13 protein-coding genes are annotated in these 15,157 nt (G+C 71.7%); 4 read left to right on the forward strand and 9 right to left on the reverse strand.

Going from position 1 to position 15,157, the window contains the following annotated elements:
* Positions 1-29 precede the first annotated feature (29 nt).
* Both ABD785_RS20335 and ABD785_RS20340 read right to left on the reverse strand, forming a co-directional pair.
* Positions 30-428 (reverse strand): roadblock/LC7 domain-containing protein, encoded by a 399-nt coding sequence (locus ABD785_RS20335; RefSeq protein WP_344830563.1) that lies wholly within the window; start codon positions 426-428, stop codon positions 30-32.
* Positions 425-2,620 carry a sensor histidine kinase gene (locus ABD785_RS20340; protein WP_344830566.1) on the reverse strand — a complete coding sequence of 732 codons (2,196 nt, stop codon included), beginning with the start codon at positions 2,618-2,620 and terminating at the stop codon, positions 425-427. Before ABD785_RS20340 ends, ABD785_RS20335 begins: the two co-directional genes overlap by 4 nt.
* 89 nt (positions 2,621-2,709) lie before the next feature.
* Between ABD785_RS20340 and ABD785_RS20345 the strand changes: the two genes are divergently transcribed.
* On the forward strand, positions 2,710-3,501 hold the full coding sequence (locus ABD785_RS20345) for a sirohydrochlorin chelatase (RefSeq protein ID WP_344830568.1): 792 nt from the start codon (positions 2,710-2,712) through the stop codon (positions 3,499-3,501).
* Positions 3,502-3,580: 79 nt separating this feature from the next.
* On the opposite strand, the gene ABD785_RS20350 is transcribed toward ABD785_RS20345, so the two are convergent.
* Both ABD785_RS20350 and ABD785_RS20355 read right to left on the reverse strand, forming a co-directional pair.
* Positions 3,581-4,237: a potassium channel family protein gene (locus ABD785_RS20350; RefSeq protein ID WP_344830570.1), complete on the reverse strand. Its 657-nt coding sequence runs from the start codon at positions 4,235-4,237 to the stop codon at positions 3,581-3,583.
* A gap of 1 nt (position 4,238) precedes the next feature.
* Complete coding sequence (locus ABD785_RS20355; RefSeq protein ID WP_344830573.1) at positions 4,239-4,904, reverse strand: potassium channel family protein; 666 nt, start codon at positions 4,902-4,904, stop codon at positions 4,239-4,241.
* 166 nt (positions 4,905-5,070) lie between these two features.
* Between ABD785_RS20355 and ABD785_RS20360 the strand changes: the two genes are divergently transcribed.
* Both ABD785_RS20360 and ABD785_RS20365 read left to right on the forward strand, forming a co-directional pair.
* Positions 5,071-7,101, forward strand: coding sequence for an APC family permease (locus tag ABD785_RS20360; protein WP_344830576.1), 2,031 nt, complete (start codon positions 5,071-5,073; stop codon positions 7,099-7,101).
* A complete protein-coding gene (locus ABD785_RS20365; protein WP_344830577.1) occupies positions 7,094-8,536 on the forward strand; it encodes a class I SAM-dependent RNA methyltransferase in 1,443 nt (480 codons plus the stop codon). Before ABD785_RS20360 ends, ABD785_RS20365 begins: the two co-directional genes overlap by 8 nt.
* Positions 8,537-8,576: 40 nt before the next feature.
* Here the strand turns inward: ABD785_RS20365 and ABD785_RS20370 are convergent, their stop codons facing one another.
* The 3 genes from ABD785_RS20370 to ABD785_RS20380 are packed head-to-tail and all read right to left on the reverse strand — an operon-like array spanning position 8,577 to position 10,871.
* Entirely contained in the window at positions 8,577-9,269 is a 693-nt protein-coding gene (locus tag ABD785_RS20370) for a DUF3159 domain-containing protein (protein ID WP_344830579.1), read from the reverse strand.
* Positions 9,266-9,649, reverse strand: a complete 384-nt coding sequence (locus tag ABD785_RS20375; RefSeq protein ID WP_344830581.1) for an OB-fold nucleic acid binding domain-containing protein — start codon at positions 9,647-9,649, stop codon at positions 9,266-9,268. The genes ABD785_RS20370 and ABD785_RS20375 overlap by 4 nt, the downstream gene beginning before the upstream one ends.
* Before the next feature lie 34 nt (positions 9,650-9,683).
* A complete protein-coding gene (locus ABD785_RS20380; protein WP_344830583.1) occupies positions 9,684-10,871 on the reverse strand; it encodes an MFS transporter in 1,188 nt (395 codons plus the stop codon).
* A gap of 102 nt (positions 10,872-10,973) precedes the next feature.
* Between ABD785_RS20380 and ABD785_RS20385 the strand changes: the two genes are divergently transcribed.
* Entirely contained in the window at positions 10,974-11,954 is a 981-nt protein-coding gene (locus ABD785_RS20385) for a LacI family DNA-binding transcriptional regulator (protein ID WP_344830586.1), read from the forward strand.
* On the opposite strand, the gene ABD785_RS20390 is transcribed toward ABD785_RS20385, so the two are convergent.
* Together ABD785_RS20390 and ABD785_RS20395 are read right to left on the reverse strand one after the other, a co-directional pair.
* Positions 11,951-12,625 carry a response regulator gene (locus ABD785_RS20390; RefSeq protein ID WP_344830587.1) on the reverse strand — a complete coding sequence of 225 codons (675 nt, stop codon included), beginning with the start codon at positions 12,623-12,625 and terminating at the stop codon, positions 11,951-11,953. The genes ABD785_RS20385 and ABD785_RS20390 overlap by 4 nt on opposite strands.
* Complete coding sequence (locus tag ABD785_RS20395) at positions 12,622-15,156, reverse strand: sensor histidine kinase (RefSeq protein ID WP_344830589.1); 2,535 nt, start codon at positions 15,154-15,156, stop codon at positions 12,622-12,624. Before ABD785_RS20395 ends, ABD785_RS20390 begins: the two co-directional genes overlap by 4 nt.
* Between the last annotated feature and the right edge of the window lies 1 nt (position 15,157).

Genomic DNA, 15,157 nt, shown 5'->3' on the forward strand with positions numbered 1-15,157 from the left:
CGCCTCGGCGTCGAGCCACTCGTGCCCGTTCACCGCACCGCCTGCTCTCGGGGCCGGGCCGACAGATGCCGCCCGACCCTGGTCACGAGCATGGCCATCTCGTAGGCGATGACGCCGACGTCGGCGTCCGCGTCGGTGAGGACCGACAGGCAGGCACCGGATCCCGCCGCGGTGACGAACAGGAACCTGTCGTCCATCTCGACGATGCTCTGCCGCACCGCACCGCCCCTGAAGTGGTCGGCGGTGGTGCGGGCCAGGCTCTGGAAGCCGGAGGACAGCGCCGCGAGATGTTCGGCGTCCTCCCGGGCGAGGCCGCGCGAGGACCCGATGACCAGGCCGTCGGCGGACAGGACGATGGCGTGTCTGACCTGTGCGATCTGGTTCACCAGGCTGTCGAGCAGCCAGTTGAGATCGCCGGGCTCCGTCACGGGTTCTCCTCGGATTCGGATGCGGATTCGATACGGCCCCGCTGCCAGCCCTTCTGCATCGCCGACATGCGGAGCCTGAGGTCCTCGGGCGACCGGTCGGGCGAGTCCCCGACGATCGGCGTGGGCTGGGTGGTGCCGGTCGGCGGGGCGGGCTTGCGGCGCCTCTTGGGCAGGTCCAGGTGGGTCTCGCCGGTCGGCGCGGCCTCGGCGGGCCTGAGGGCCGGCTGCGGGCCTCCCGCTGTGCGCCCCGAGGCGACCTCGACGAGCGCGGGGGCGGGCGCGACGGCGGGCTCCGGCGCGGGCGCGGACTCGGGCAGGTCCGCGGCGACCAGGCCCTGCGGCAGGAACACCACGGCCGTGGTGCCGCCGTAGGGCGAGGGCCGCAACTGCACCTTGATGCCGTGCCGCCGGGCGAGCCTGGCGACGACGAACAGGCCGAGCCTGGCGCTGTCGTTGAGGTTGAACTCCGGCGGCGCCGCCAGCCGGGCGTTGAGCTCCTCGAACGACTCGGGAGGCAGGCCCAGGCCGCGGTCCTCGATCTCCAGGACGTACCCGGACGCCACGCCCTGGCCCGACACCTCGATCGGGGTGTCCGGCGGCGAGTACTGGACGGCGTTCTCGATGAGGTCGGCCAGCAGGTGGATGACGTCGGCGACGGCCGGTCCCATCAGGGCCTTGCGCGGCATCGGCGCCACCCGCACCCGCGCGTAGTCCTCGACCTCGGACGCCGCGCCGCGGACCACGTCCATGAGCGGGACGGGCTGCCGCCAGCCGCGTCCGGGGCTCTTGCCCGACAGGATGACCAGGCCCTCCGCGTGCCGCCGCATGCGGGTCGCGAGGTGGTCGAGCTGGAACAGGCGCTCCAGCTCCTCGGGATCGTCGGCGTCGCGTTCCATCTGGTCGAGCAGGGTGAGCTGGCGGTGCAGGAGGGCCTGCTGGCGCGAGGACAGGTTGACGAAGACCTCGCTGACGCCCTTCATGGTCTGCGCCTCGTGGTGGGCGGCCTCCAGCACCGCGCTGCGGGCCGACACGAACGACCGGAAGATCCGCTCGATCTCGGTGACGCTGAAGTGGACGCCCGGATCGCCGGGGTCCTCGACCTTCTCGCCCTTGCGGACCAGCGCTGCGAGGACCGGGAGCTGGTCGCGGGTGAACCCGCCGACGGTGTCGGCGAGGGCCCGGGACTCACGGATGAGGCGGCGCGCGACCCGCCACGCCACGACGATCGACACGATGACCGCGATCAGCCCGAACAGGGTGCCGAGGGCCAGCTTGAGCAGCACGCCGCCGGCATCGCTCTGGGCCCGCTCGGCGATCCCGTCGACGGCCTGGCTCTCCAGGTCGAGCTGGTGGTTGTTGACGCTCAGCGCGACGGTGTCCCAGGCGCCCTGGTCGACCACGCCGCCGGAGATGATCCGGTTCTCCAGCTCGACGAGCGTCCTGAAGTCGTCGCTCTTGCGCAGCAGGGTGTACCGCTCGTGGTCGCCCCGCGTGAGCTGCTCCAGCGAGTCGTCGTAGAGGAAGTCGCGGGTACCGGCCGAACGGGCGATCTGCTCGCGGTCCCAGGGGGCGAGGCGCATCGGCCTGCCCTCGAAGGCCAGCTTGCCCGCGACGATCGCGTCGATCCGCGAGGTGGACTCGCGCGCCTGGCCGAGGGAGACCAGGACGTCGATGTCGGCCTTCATGCCCGCCGTCGGGGAGGAGACCGTCCGGAAGATCGTGTAGCCGTCGGCGATGAGGCGGTTGTAGGCCTCGAAGACGTCCTGGCGCTTGCGGGCCCCGGCCAGCGTCCGGACCGGGCCGAGGCCGCCCAGGTCGGTGGAGAACCGGGCCGCCTTCTCCTTCAGAGCCGGCGACAGCGTGCTCAGCAGGTCCTTGTCGGCGGTGTCGCGGATGTAGACGTCGCGGGCGCCGTCGGTGCGCTCACGGGCGTCGGCGAGCCGGGTCGCCTCGACGTTCCCCGGACCGGCGATCGAGGCCAGGGAGAGCCTGCGCTCGTACTGGAGGGCCTTGATGAGCGCCTGCGTCGGCCTGACCAGGTGCGTGTTCGTCTTCTGGGCGTGCGCCAGCTCGATCCCGTTGTCATAGGTGCCGAAAGCCGTCAGGCTCCAGAGCAGCACCAGGGCGACGATCGGGACGGTGACCAGAGAGACGATCGCCGACCGGATCGGCTGACTGCGGGAACGGCGCATGCCCGGCAGGCCTCCGGTGTTCAATGATCGGTGTGACGAATGGGAATGTATCGCACAAGCCGGGAACCAAGGGGACTACCCTTTAAGGCGTGACAGAACTCCCCGATGTGTCGCCGGACCTCAACCCCGGCTCGGCGATGCTGCCCACCCGGCGCCGCGCCGGACGCCGCGGCGGCCGGCACCGCGGCGGCTCCTTCACTCTCCCCGCCGACTCCCCCACCGTCGTCCTGGCCGGCGCCTCCGACGAGGTCATGGCCGAGCTCGCCCGTAACATCGAGGCCGCCCATCCGGGCGTCCCCGTGACGACGGGCGCGGATTCCCGCCTCGGCGCGCTGACCGGCAGCCCTGCCGCCGTCGTCGTGCCGCTGCTGCTCAACCCGGACCCCGCCTTCGAGACCCCGCTGCGCGAGGGCCTCTCGGAGCTGCCGGTCCTGGTGGCCGACCCGCTCGGGCCGCACCCGATCCTCGCCGAGGCGCTGCATCTGCGGCTGGCCGAGGCCGGGCTGGCCCGTGCCGACCGGATCCGGATGATGAGCATGGTGACGGCCGCCGACGGTGTCGTGCTGGCCGCGCGGATCGTGAGCGAGGGCACCGAAGTGACCGCCGTCCTGCTGGCCTCCCGTCTCGCCGTCCCCGTCGTGACCGCACCGCTCGGTGATCCCGAAGCGCTCGCCGCGGCCACCAATGAGCTGAAGGGCATGGGCGCGGTGCGTCCCGCCCTGTCCCCGTTCGTGTTCGACGCCGAACCCGGCGAGATCGCCGCGGCGGCCGCAGCCGCGGGCGCCGAGGCGGCCGCACCGCTCGGCGGCCATCCCTCGGTCGCCAACCTCGCGGTCCTCCGCTACGTGGAGGCCCTGGAGGCCGACTACACCGGCGACTGACCGCCCGGTGTCCGACCCAGGCTTCGCCCGAGAGATGAGGGCGGCCCCCGTGCCAGGGGCCGCCCTCATCCTGTTTCCGCTAGCGGGAGAGCAGGTCTCCGAGTTCGTCCTCGACGTCCTGGGAGGCGACGAACATCAGCTCGTCGCCGGCCTCCAGGGTGTCGTCGCCGGAGGGGACCAGCACCCGGCCCTCGCGCAGGATCGCGACGAGGGCGGTGTCGCGGGGCCACCGCACCGAGCCGACGCGCTGGCCGTTGAGCGGGGCGTCGTCGGGCAGGGTCAGCTCGACCAGGTTGGCGTCGCCCTGGCGGAAGGTCATCAGCCGGACGAGGTCGCCGACGCTGACGGCCTCCTCGACGAGCGCCGACAGCAGGCGCGGGGTGGAGACGGCGACGTCCACGCCCCACGACTCGTTGAACAGCCACTCGTTCTTCGGGTGGTTGATCCGCGCCACGACGCGCGGCACCCCGTACTCGGTCTTGGCCAGCAGCGACACGACCAGGTTGACCTTGTCGTCACCGGAGGAGGCCACGACGACCTGGCAGCGCTCCAGCGCGGCGTCGTCGAGCGAGGAGATCTCGCAGGCGTCGGCCAGGAGCCACTCGGCGCGCGGCACCATCTCGACCTTGATGGCCTTGGGGTCCTTGTCGATGAGCAGGACCTCGTGCCCGTTCTCCAGCAGCTCCTGGGCGATGGAACGGCCGACGGCCCCCGCTCCCGCGATCGCTACCCGCATGTCACTCGCCCCCCTGGACGCGCTTGGCCAGCGCCTCGGTGATCCGCTCGATGTCGTTCGACTTGGCCATGACGTGCACGACGTCGCCGTCCTGGATGACGGTCTCGCCCGTGGGGACGAAGGCCTCGCCGAGCCGGTTCAGGAACGCCACCCGCGTCTGGGCGGCGCTCTCGAGCTGGGAGACCTTCGCGCCGATCCACGCCGTGTCGGTCTGCACCTCGGCCAGCTTCACCTCGCCGGTCGGGTCCCGCCACAGCGGGAGGGCGCCGTCCGGCAGCAGCCGGCGGAGCATCTGCTCGGCCGTCCAGCGGACGGTCGCCACGGTCGGGATGCCCAGCCGCTGGTAGACCTCGGCGCGGCGGGAGTCGTAGATACGGGCGACCACGTTCTCGACGCCGAAGGTCTCGCGGGCGACCCGGGCGGAGATGATGTTGGAGTTGTCACCGCTGGAGACCGCGACGAAGGCCGACGCCTTCTCGATCTGGGCCTCGACGAGCACGTCCCGGTCGAAACCGAAGCCGATCACCCGGCGGCCCTTGAAACCTCCGCGCAGCCTGCGGAAGGCCTCGGGGCTCTGGTCGATGATGGCGACCGAATGGCCCTTGTCCTCCAGGATATGAGCCAGGGTCGAGCCGACCCGGCCGCAACCCATGATGACGATATGCACGACCCGTCCCGTTTCTGATTCAGGTTTCGACACTGGCTGTTCCGGACAGTATGGCCCCGATCGAGTCAAGATCTGGTCTGGCCGGGGCGCGGAATCCGGACGACCGCGAATCCGGCGAGTGGGGCGCGACCCGCCTGATCACACCCGGGGATTAGAGTGGCCCATCGTGTCGAAGGTTCCCGACGTCGTGAAGCGCGTCCTGCTCGGCCGTGCGCTGCGCAGCTCCCAGGCGAGCGAACAGCTCCTCCCCAAGCGGATCGCCCTGCCGGTGTTCGCCAGCGACGCCCTGTCGTCGGTCGCGTACGCCCCGCAGGAGATCCTGATCACCCTCGGCATCGCCGGGCTGGCCGGATACGCCTACACGCCGTGGATCGCCGCGGCCGTCATCGTCATCCTGCTCGTCGTGGTCGCCTCCTACCGGCAGAACGTCAGGGCCTACCAGAGCGGCGGCGGCGACTTCGAGGTCGCCACCACCAACCTGGGCGGCAACTGGGGCCTGGTCGTCGCGAGCGCCCTGCTGGTCGACTACGTGCTGACGGTCGCGGTGTCGATCTCCTCGGCCGTCGACAACCTCAGCGCGTTCTCCTCGCTCATCGACGACCACAAGGTCCTTTTCGCCATCGCGCTGGTGACCCTGCTGACCGTGCTGAACCTGCGCGGGCTCAAGGAGTCGGGCGTCGCCTTCGCGATCCCCACCTACCTGTTCATGTTCGGCGTCCTGTCGATGATGCTGTGGGGCTTCACCCGGCTCGCGTTCGGCGCCGACCTCAAGGCCGAGACCGCCGGCCTGGAGGTGCACGGCGAGTCCGTCGGCATCGCCGGGTTCGGCCTGGTCTTCCTGCTGATGCGGGCCTTCGCCTCGGGCTGCGCGGCCCTGACGGGCGTCGAGGCGATCAGCAACGGCGTCCCGGCGTTCAAGAAGCCGAAGGGCCAGAACGCCGCCACCACCCTGCTCATGCTGGGCCTGGTCGCCATGACCATGTTCGGCGGGATCACCGCGCTGGCCTACATCACCGACGCCAAGTTCGCCGACGAGGCCCTCGGCAGCACGCTGATCGACCCGGCGACCGGCGAGGACGTCACCGAGGTCCAGAACACCGTGATCGCCCAGGTGGCCAAGACGGTGTTCAGCAACTTCACCCCGATGTACGCCTTCGTCACCACGATGACCGCGCTCATCCTCATCCTGGCCGCCAACACCGCCTACAACGGCTTCCCGGTGCTCGGCTCGGTGCTCGCCCAGAACCGCTACCTGCCGCGCCAGCTCCACACCCGGGGCGACCGGCTGGCCTTCAGCAACGGCATCATCATGCTGGCCGGTGCGGCGATCCTGCTGATCTTCGCCTTCAAGGCGGACGTCACCAAGCTGATCCAGCTCTACATCGTCGGTGTGTTCGTGTCGTTCACGATCAGCCAGACCGGCATGGTCCGGCACTGGAACCGGCTGCTGAGGACCGAGACCGACCCGGCCGTCCGGCGCCAGATGGTGACCTCGCGGACCATCAACACCATCGGCCTGATCATCACCGGCGTGGTGCTGGTCATCGTGCTGATCACCAAGTTCACGCACGGGGCCTACATCGTCTGCATCGCGATGCCGGTGCTGTTCCTGATCATGCGGGGCATCCGGACCCACTACGACCGGGTCTCCCTGGAGCTGGAGCCCGGCGACCCCGACGAGGAGCACGCCCTCCCGGCCCGCAACCACGCGATCGTCCTCGTCTCGAAGATCCACAAGCCGACGCTGCGGGCCCTGGCCTACGCGCGGGCCACCCGGCCGTCCACCCTGGAGGCGATCACCGTCTCGGTCGACTCCGAGGAGGCCGCCCGGCTCCAGGACGAATGGGACGCCCGAAACCTGCCCGTCCCGCTGAAGATCCTGGACTCCCCGTACCGGGAGATCACCCGTCCGGTGCTGGAGTACGTCAAGAACGTCCGGCGCCGCAGCCCCCGCGACGTGGTGACCGTCTTCATCCCCGAATACGTCGTGGGCCACTGGTGGGAGCACATCCTGCACAACCAGTCGGCCCTGCGGCTGAAGGGGCGGCTGCTGTTCCAGCCGGGGGTCATGGTGACCAGCGTCCCGTGGCAGCTCGACTCCTCCGAAAGGCTCAAGGGACGGCCGGAACCCGTCGCTCCGGGGTCGGTGCGTCGGGCCTACGACAGCGGACCCACTAAAATTGCGGAACGTGACTGAATCCGCTCTCCTTGAACTCGAAGTCGGCCCCGTGGGGCACGGTGGCTTCTGCGTGGCCCGGCACGAGGGGCAGGTCGTCTTCGTACGGCACGCCCTGCCCGGTGAGACCGTCCGGGCCCGGGTGACCGAGGAGACGAAGAACTTCCTGCGCGCCGACGCGGTGGAGATCCTCAAGGCCTCCCCCGACCGGCGCGAGGCCCCCTGCGAGTTCTCGGGGCCAGGCCGCTGCGGCGGCTGCGACTGGCAGCACGCCACCCCCGAGGCGCAGCGGCGCCTCAAGAGCGACGTGGTCAAGGAGCAGCTCCAGCGCCTCGCCGGGATCTCCCGCGAGGTCCACGTCGAGGAGGTGGCCGTACCGGTCCTCTACACCGAGGACGGCGAGCCCATCGCCTCCCCGCCCGGCCTCGGCTGGCGCACCCGCGTGCAGTTCGCGGTCGGCGAGGACGGCGGCGTGGGGCTGCGCAAGAGCCGCTCCCACGACATCGAGTACATCGACCGCTGCCTGATCGCCCATCCCGGCACCGAGCAGATCGGTGTCGAGCGCCAGCTGTGGAAGAACGCCGCGGGCGTCGAGGCCATCGTCTCGGCCGGGACCGGTGACCGGCTGGTCGTGATCACCGAGCCGAAGGGGCGCAACCGCCGCCCCACGAAGATCCCGACGCTGGACGTCCCGGTGCGGATCGTCAAGCCCGACCGCCCCGAGCGGTTCACCCCCCAGCAGCCCGGCAAGGCCCAGGGCGGCAAGCCCCAGCCCGGACGGCCGCAGCCGCGCAAGGCCGTGACCCCGTTCGTCCGTGAGGAGGCCGCAGGACGCCTGTGGCAGGTCACGGGCTCGGGATTCTGGCAGGTGCACCCCGCGGCCGCCGAGACGCTCGTCAAGGCCGTCATGGACGCGCTGGAGCCCCGCTCGGGCGAGATCGCGCTCGACCTCTACTGCGGGGTGGGCCTGTTCGCCGGCGTCCTGGCCGAGCGGGTCGGCCGCGACGGCCTCGTGATCGGCGTCGAGACCGGCAACCAGGCCGTCCGGGACGCCAAGTTCAACCTGAAGGACCTGGCGAACGTCAGCATCGAGCAGGGCAAGGTCGAGGACGTGATCGCGGCGCTGGAGTTCGGCCAGGCCCGTCCCGAGCGCCCCCAGCGCGGCGCCCAGCCCAAGCGCGGCGCGGCCCAGGGCCACCGCGGCGGCTCCCGCGTCCGCGGCGCCGACATCACCGTCCTGGACCCGCCCCGCACGGGCGCGGGCGAGAAGGTCGTCGACGAGATCGCCCGCCGCACCAACCGCAAGATCGCCTATGTGTCCTGCGACCCGGCGACCCTGGCACGCGACCTGAAGTACTTCTCCACCCGCGGCTGGGTCCTGGAGACCCTGCGCGCCTTCGACCTGTTCCCCAACACCAGCCACGTCGAGTGCGTGGCCTCCCTGATCAGGGGCTAGCTGGTCAGGGGCTAGCTGGTCAGGGCTAGCCGCTCAGGGGCTAGTCCTCGCCGGTCAGTTTCTCGGCGGTCTCGGCCGGGCTCTCCGCGAGGGGGGTCCGGCCGCGGGTCAGCACCCAGATCATGGCCGCGAACGAGGCGACCTGGAGCGGCCAGCCCAGGACGATCTTGGATGTGCCCAGCCAGCCGACGTGGTCGGCGAGGTAGAGGGGGTACTGGACGGCGACCCGGACGGCGCAGGGGATGATCATCAGCCAGGTGAGCTTGGAGCAGAGCCGGACGATCGCCGGGTCCTTGCGCCAGGCCGTGGGATCACCGGTGACCGAGCCGATGATGAAGCCGACGACGGGCCAGCGGACCAGGATCGAGATCGTCATGCCGACGGCGTAGGCGGCGTTGTAGTAGATCCCGGGCAGGAAGGCGTCGCCCGCCTTGCCCGAGCGGAGCGCGAAAACCGCGGCGATGCCGATGCCGACGAGGCTGTTCAGGACGAACTGCGGCGTCGACTTCTGGGAGATCCGGACGGCCAGCAGGATCAGGGCCGTGCCCACCCCGGCGACGATCGACAGCCTGAGGTTGTGGGTGATCATCCACCCGAGGGTGAAGGCGATCGTGGGCACCGCGCCCTCGATCGTGCCGCGCACACCGCCGAGAGCCTTGCTCAGCTGTTCGCGGACGACGGCTTCCACCGTCTGTCGCGCTTTCTCGTCGGCGTTGATGGCGGCCTCGGTCACGTAGTCCCTCTGAGCTCATATCGGGGATTGAAGATGACCTTGCGCCCGTCCTGGACGGAGACGAGGCCCTCGGCCCGCAGTCTACGGCCCGGCTCGATCCCGGCGATGCGCCTGCGGCCGAGCCAGACGAGGTTGACCACGTCCGTGCCGTCGTACAGTTCGGCTTCGAGGGCGGGGGCTCCGCCGCGGGGCCGCAAGGTCACCGTACGTAGCGTACCCGCCACCTGGGCCCGGCTGCGTCCACCGCAGTTCTTGATCGGGGTGGCGCCCTCGGCTCCGGTGTCCTTCTGCAGCTCCTCGGCCTCGAGCTCCTCCTTGGTGGAGGCCAGGCGCTTGAGGAAGCGTCGCAACCCGCCTGATTCCGTGGCCGTGTCGTCCATGATTCACACGGTACGCCATGGACATCCCGCCCGCCTATGCGCCGGGAGTCTGTTCCACCACACGCAGGAGCCTGATCCGACCGGCCAGCGAGACGGCCAGCGCCACGGCCCCGCCGATGCCCGCACCGGCCAGCGAGGCCCTGGTCCCGGCGTGGTCCTGGACGATCCCCGCGAGCGCCGAACCGGCCGACACCCCCACCGTCATCGCGGCGATGATCCAGGCGAACGCCTCGGTCACGGTGCCGCGCGGGGCCAGCGGCTCGACCATCCCGAAGCTGCACGCCAGGGTCGGGGCGAGGAAGACGCCCGACCCGAACGCCAGCAGCAGCATGACCGGGAGACCGGGGGTCAGCATCAGCAGGGAGTAACCGGCGGTGAGACCGGCGAAGAGGTAGGGCAGCCGGTCCTCGGGCGCTCCGCTCCAGTTCCGCGAGCCGTAGAACAGGCCCCCTGCGAGCGCCCCCGAGGCGTTGGTGGCCATCAGCCAGCCCGCGGCGGAGGCGTGGCCGATCTCCTCGGCGTAGGCGACCATCGCGACGTTGAAGACGCCCAGGCTGAGGCCGATGAAGCCGAGCGCCGCCAGCAGCACCCGCAGCCCCCGGGAGCGCAGCGCGCCCGCCCAGTCGCCCGAGTGCGGGGCGCCCTTCCAGGCCCGCGACGGTCCCGACGTGGCGACGACCAGGCTGCCCGCGATCCCCAGCAGTGCGGTGAGGTAGAGCGGCGCGGTGTCGGAGACCAGGGCGGAGGCGATCACCAGCAGCGGCCCGAGGGTGAACAGGAGCTCCTGAGCGGCGGCGTCCATCGCGTAGGCGGCCTGCACCTGCGCCGGTTCCTTGAGGACGGCCGGCCACAGCGCCCGCAGCCCCGGCTCCAGCGGCGGGGTGAAGAACCCCGCGACGATCACCGCCAGCGCTGCCGGGACGGGAGCGTTGACGCCGAGCAGGGCGAAGGAGACGAAGCCCGCCGCGGCCAGCACCGAGCTGACCAGGAGGACCGGCGGCTGGCCGTAGCGGTCCATGAGCCGCCCGAGGACGGGCTGGCCCGCGACGGCGAGCCCGTTCAGCGCCGCCAGCGTGCCGGCGAGGGCGTAGCTGCCGCCGTGGCCGCGGGTGAACAGGACGATCGCGAGCACGCCCATCCCGTTGGGCAGACGGCCCAGAAGGGTGCCGCCCAGCAGTCTGGCGGCATAGGGTGCCCGCAGCAGTTCCCGGTAGACCCGCATCTTCAATGTCCTCGTCCATCAGGGTAATACGTATGACTAGACTGGGTGATACGCATAACTTCATCCTGTTCGGGATCTACTCTAAAGGGCGGAAGGAGACCGATGACGCCCGCTGGACCCGCCCCCGCTTCTCCGCCCACGAGCAAGGACGTGGCGGCCGAGGCCGGAGTCTCCCAGTCCACGGTGTCGATGGTCCTTTCGGGCAAATGGCCCGGACGGGTGTCGGCGAGCACCGCGCAGACCGTCCGGGAGGCCGCCGAGCGCCTCGGTTACCGGCCGAATCCGGCCGCGCGGAATCTGCGGCTCGGCCGCACCCGCACGATCCTCCTGGTGATCCCGACCCTGACCGCGCCGTTCTTCGCCGCCGTCTACACGGGGGCCGCGCGGGTCGCCAACGAGGCCGGTTTCAGCCTGGTGATCTTCCCCTGGCCGATCATCCCCGACGGCCCGTTCCGGGTCCCGCACGAGGCGATCGACGGGATGCTGGCCTCCTCCATGGCCGAGGACTCCCTCGCCGGGCCCAGGCCCGTCCCGCTGGTCATGCTCGACTCCGACCCCGAGGGCACCGCGCCGGCCGTCAACTTCGACATCGAGGGCGCGGTCCGCGATCTGACCGCCCATCTGTTCGCCCTCGGCCACCGCCGGATCGGCCATCTCGCCGCCGCCATCGACGCCTGGACCTTCCAGCGCCGCGCCTCCGCCCTCGACGCGGCCGTGGAGGACCTCGTCCGGGTCTTCGCGCCCATCGCGATCTCGACGGGCTACGAGGCCGCCTACGAGCTCCTGTCGCGTCCCGACCGGCCCACCGCGCTGGTCTGCGACGACGACACCCTCGCGGTCGGCGCGCACAAGGCCGCCTCCGCCCTGGGCCTGAACGTGCCGGGCGACCTGTCGATCACCGGCTTCGACGACCTGGTCCTGGCCGAGGCCCTCGACCTCACGACCGTCCACCTGCCGGCCGAGGAGCTGGGCGCCCAGGCGATGACGGCCCTGCTCGACCTGCTCCAGGGCCGCAGCCCGGCCCGTCCCGTCCTGCCCGCCGAGCTCGTCGTCCGCCGCTCCACCGGCCGCGTGGAACTCTAGGGCTCGAACCGGTAGCCCATGCCCGCCTCGGTGATCAGGTAGCGGGGGCGGGAGGGGTCGGGTTCGAGCTTGCGGCGGAGCTGGGCCAGGTAGACGCGCAGGTAGTTGGTCTCGGTCTCATAGGACGGGCCCCAGACCTCGCGCAGGAGCTGCCGCTGGCCGACCAGGCGTCCGGCGTTGCGGACCAGCAGTTCCAGGACGTGCCACTCGGTCGGGGTGAGCCGGACGTCCGCGCCGTCGCGGGTGATCCGCCGGGCGGCGAGGTCGACGGTGAAGGCCTCAGTGACGATCTTCGGGGCCTCCTCGACGGGCACCGACCGCCGGACCGCGGCCCGCAGCCTGGCCAGGAGCTCGTCCATCCCGAACGGCTTGGTCACGTAGTCGTCGGCCCCGGCGTCCAGGGCCGCGACCTTCTCCCCCGAGGCGTGCCTGGCCGACAGCACGATGATCGGGACGCTCAGCCAGCCGCGCAGCCCCTCGATCACCTCCACGCCGTCCAGGTCGGGCAGGCCGAGGTCGAGGATCACCACGTCGGGATGGTGGCGGGAGGCCAGCTCCAGCGCGCTCCTGCCGTCGGGGGCGGTGTCCACCTCGTAGCCGCGGGCCTTCAGGTTGATCCGGAGCGCCCGAACGATCTGCGGTTCGTCGTCGACGACCAGCACCCGGGTCATTCCGTGCTCACCTCTGGGCTCGGTTCCGGGCTCATTTCCGGCTCGCTTCGCTCACCCGGTGACGCTATCGGCACCGTGAACACCATGGTCAGCCCCCCTCCCGGGGTGTCCTGCGCGGTGAGGGAGCCGCCCACGGCCTCGGTCAGGCCGCGGGCGACGGCCAGCCCCAGCCCGACACCGGCCCCGCCGGGCGCGTCGCCGAGCCGCTGGAACGGGGCGAAGATCCGCTCCTTGTCGGCGTCGGCGACGCCGGGACCCCGGTCGGCGATCCTCAGCTCCAGATGGCCCGCGCCCTCGCTGCCGCTGACCAGGACGGGGCCCTCGCTGTGCCGCAGCGCGTTCGCGACCACGTTCGCGACGGCCCGTTCCAGCAGCCCGGGATCGGTGCTCACCTGCGGGAGCGTCTCCGGAACCTCGATCCGCAGCCGGCCGGGGGGCAACGGCAGGACGGCCTTGAGCACCACCTCGTCGAGCGGGACCGCCCGGGTGAGCGGCGCGACCACGCCGGTCCGCAGGCGGGTCATGTCGAGGAGATCGGCGACGAGGCCGTTGAGCTGGTCGGCCGACTCCTCGATGGTGGCCAGGAGATCGGCCTCGTCCGCGGCGTCCCAGACGACGTCCTGCTGGCGCAGGCTGCCCACCGAGGCCTTGATCGAGGCCAGCGGGGTCCGCAGGTCGTGCGAGACGGCCGCCAGCAGCGCGGTGCGGACCCGGTCGGCCTCGGCGAGGCTCCGCGCCCTGCCCGCCTCGGCGCGCAGCCGCCGCCGGTCGAGGGCGGCCTCGGCCTGGAACGCGAACGCCGACAGCACCCGCCGGTCGGAGGCGGGCAGGGTGCGGCCGCGCAGCGCCAGCAGGAGGTCGTCCGAGGCGGAGACCCTGACGTCGGCCTCCTCCGGGACCGCGCACGGCGTCCCGCCCGCGCGGGCGACGACGGTCCAGCCGTCCTCGCCCCGCTCCAGCATGGTCACCGACTCCAGGGAGAACGTCTCACGGACCTGCTCCAGCAGCGCCTCGACCGACCGGTCGGAGCGCAGCGCCTCGGTCGACAGGTGGCTGAGCGTCGCGGCCTCGGCGCTCGCCCGGGCGGCCCTGCGCCGGTACCGGGCGGACAGGTCGACGACCAGCGAGACGGCGACGGCGACCAGCAGCGACAGCAGCAGCGCGAGGAGGTTCTCGCCCGTGTCGATGTCGAGGGTGTGCAGCGGCGGGGTGAAGTACCAGTTGGCCAGGACGCCGCCCGCCAGCGCCGCGATCACCGCGGGCCACAGCCCGCCGACCAGCGCGACGCCGACCGCGACCGTCAGGTAGAGCAGCACGTCCGTGGTGAGGGCGAGCCGGTCGCTCAGCGGCACCAGCGCGAGGGTGAGCAGCGCGGGGCCGAGCACCGACAGCACGAAGCCCGCCGTGATCCTGCCCCTGCTCAGCGCCGACCGCGGCCGGGGGACGCGGCCCTTGCCCGCCTGGGCGTGGTTGACCATGTGGACGTCGATGTCGCCCGAGCCGTCGATGACCTGGCGGCCGACGCCCGCGCCGAACACGTACTGCCAGAGCGGCCTGCGGCTGGTGCCGACCACGATCTGGGTGGCGTTGACGCCGCGCGCGAACTCCAGCAGCGCGGTCGCCACGTCCTCCCCCGCGACCTGGTGGTAGGCGCCGCCGACGCTCTCGACCAGGGCCTGCTGTTCGGCGAGCCGGACGGGCGAGCCGCCGGTCAGCCCGTCGCCGCGGGCGACGTGGACGGCCACGAGGTCGCCCCGGCCCGACCTGGCGGCGATCCGCGCGGCCCGGCGGATCAGGGTGTCGCCCTCCGGCCCCCCGGTCAGCGCCACCACGATCCGCTCGCGCGCCTCCCAGGTGCGGGTGATGCCCTCCTGCTCCCGGTAGCGGGCCAGGCCCTCGTCGACCCGGTCGGCGACCCACAGCAGCGCCAGCTCGCGCAGCGCGGTCAGGTTGCCGACCCGGAAGTAGTTCGACAGCGCCGCGTCGACCTTCTCCGCGGCGTAGACGTTCCCGTGCGCCATGCGGCGGCGCAGCGACTCGGGTGACATGTCGACGAGCTCGAGCTGGCCGGCGGAGCGGACCACCCCGTCGGGGACGGTCTCGCGCTGCGGGATCCCGGTGATCTGCTCGACGACGTCGTTGAGGGACTCCAGGTGCTGCACGTTGACCGTGGAGATGACGTCGATGCCGGCCTTGAGCAGCTCCTCGACGTCCTGCCAGCGCTTGGCGTTGCGGCTTCCCGGCACGTTGGTGTGGGCGAGCTCGTCGACCAGCACGACGTCGGGGCGGCGGGCGAGGATCGCGTCGAGGTCCATCTCGGTGAAGCGCGACCCGCGGTGGAGCAGCTCGTGCCGGGGAACCTGCTCGAGCCCGGCAACGAGCTCCTCGGTCCTCGGCCGGCCGTGGTGCTCGACGAACCCGATGACGACGTCACCGCCCCGGTCCCGCCGGCGGTGGCCCTCCCCCAGCATCGCGAAGGTCTTGCCGACGCCGGGAGCCGCGCCCAGGTAGATCCGGAGTGTGCCACGCATG

The organism is Actinocorallia longicatena (genome assembly GCF_039534125.1).
Classification (GTDB): domain Bacteria; phylum Actinomycetota; class Actinomycetes; order Streptosporangiales; family Streptosporangiaceae; genus Actinocorallia; species Actinocorallia longicatena.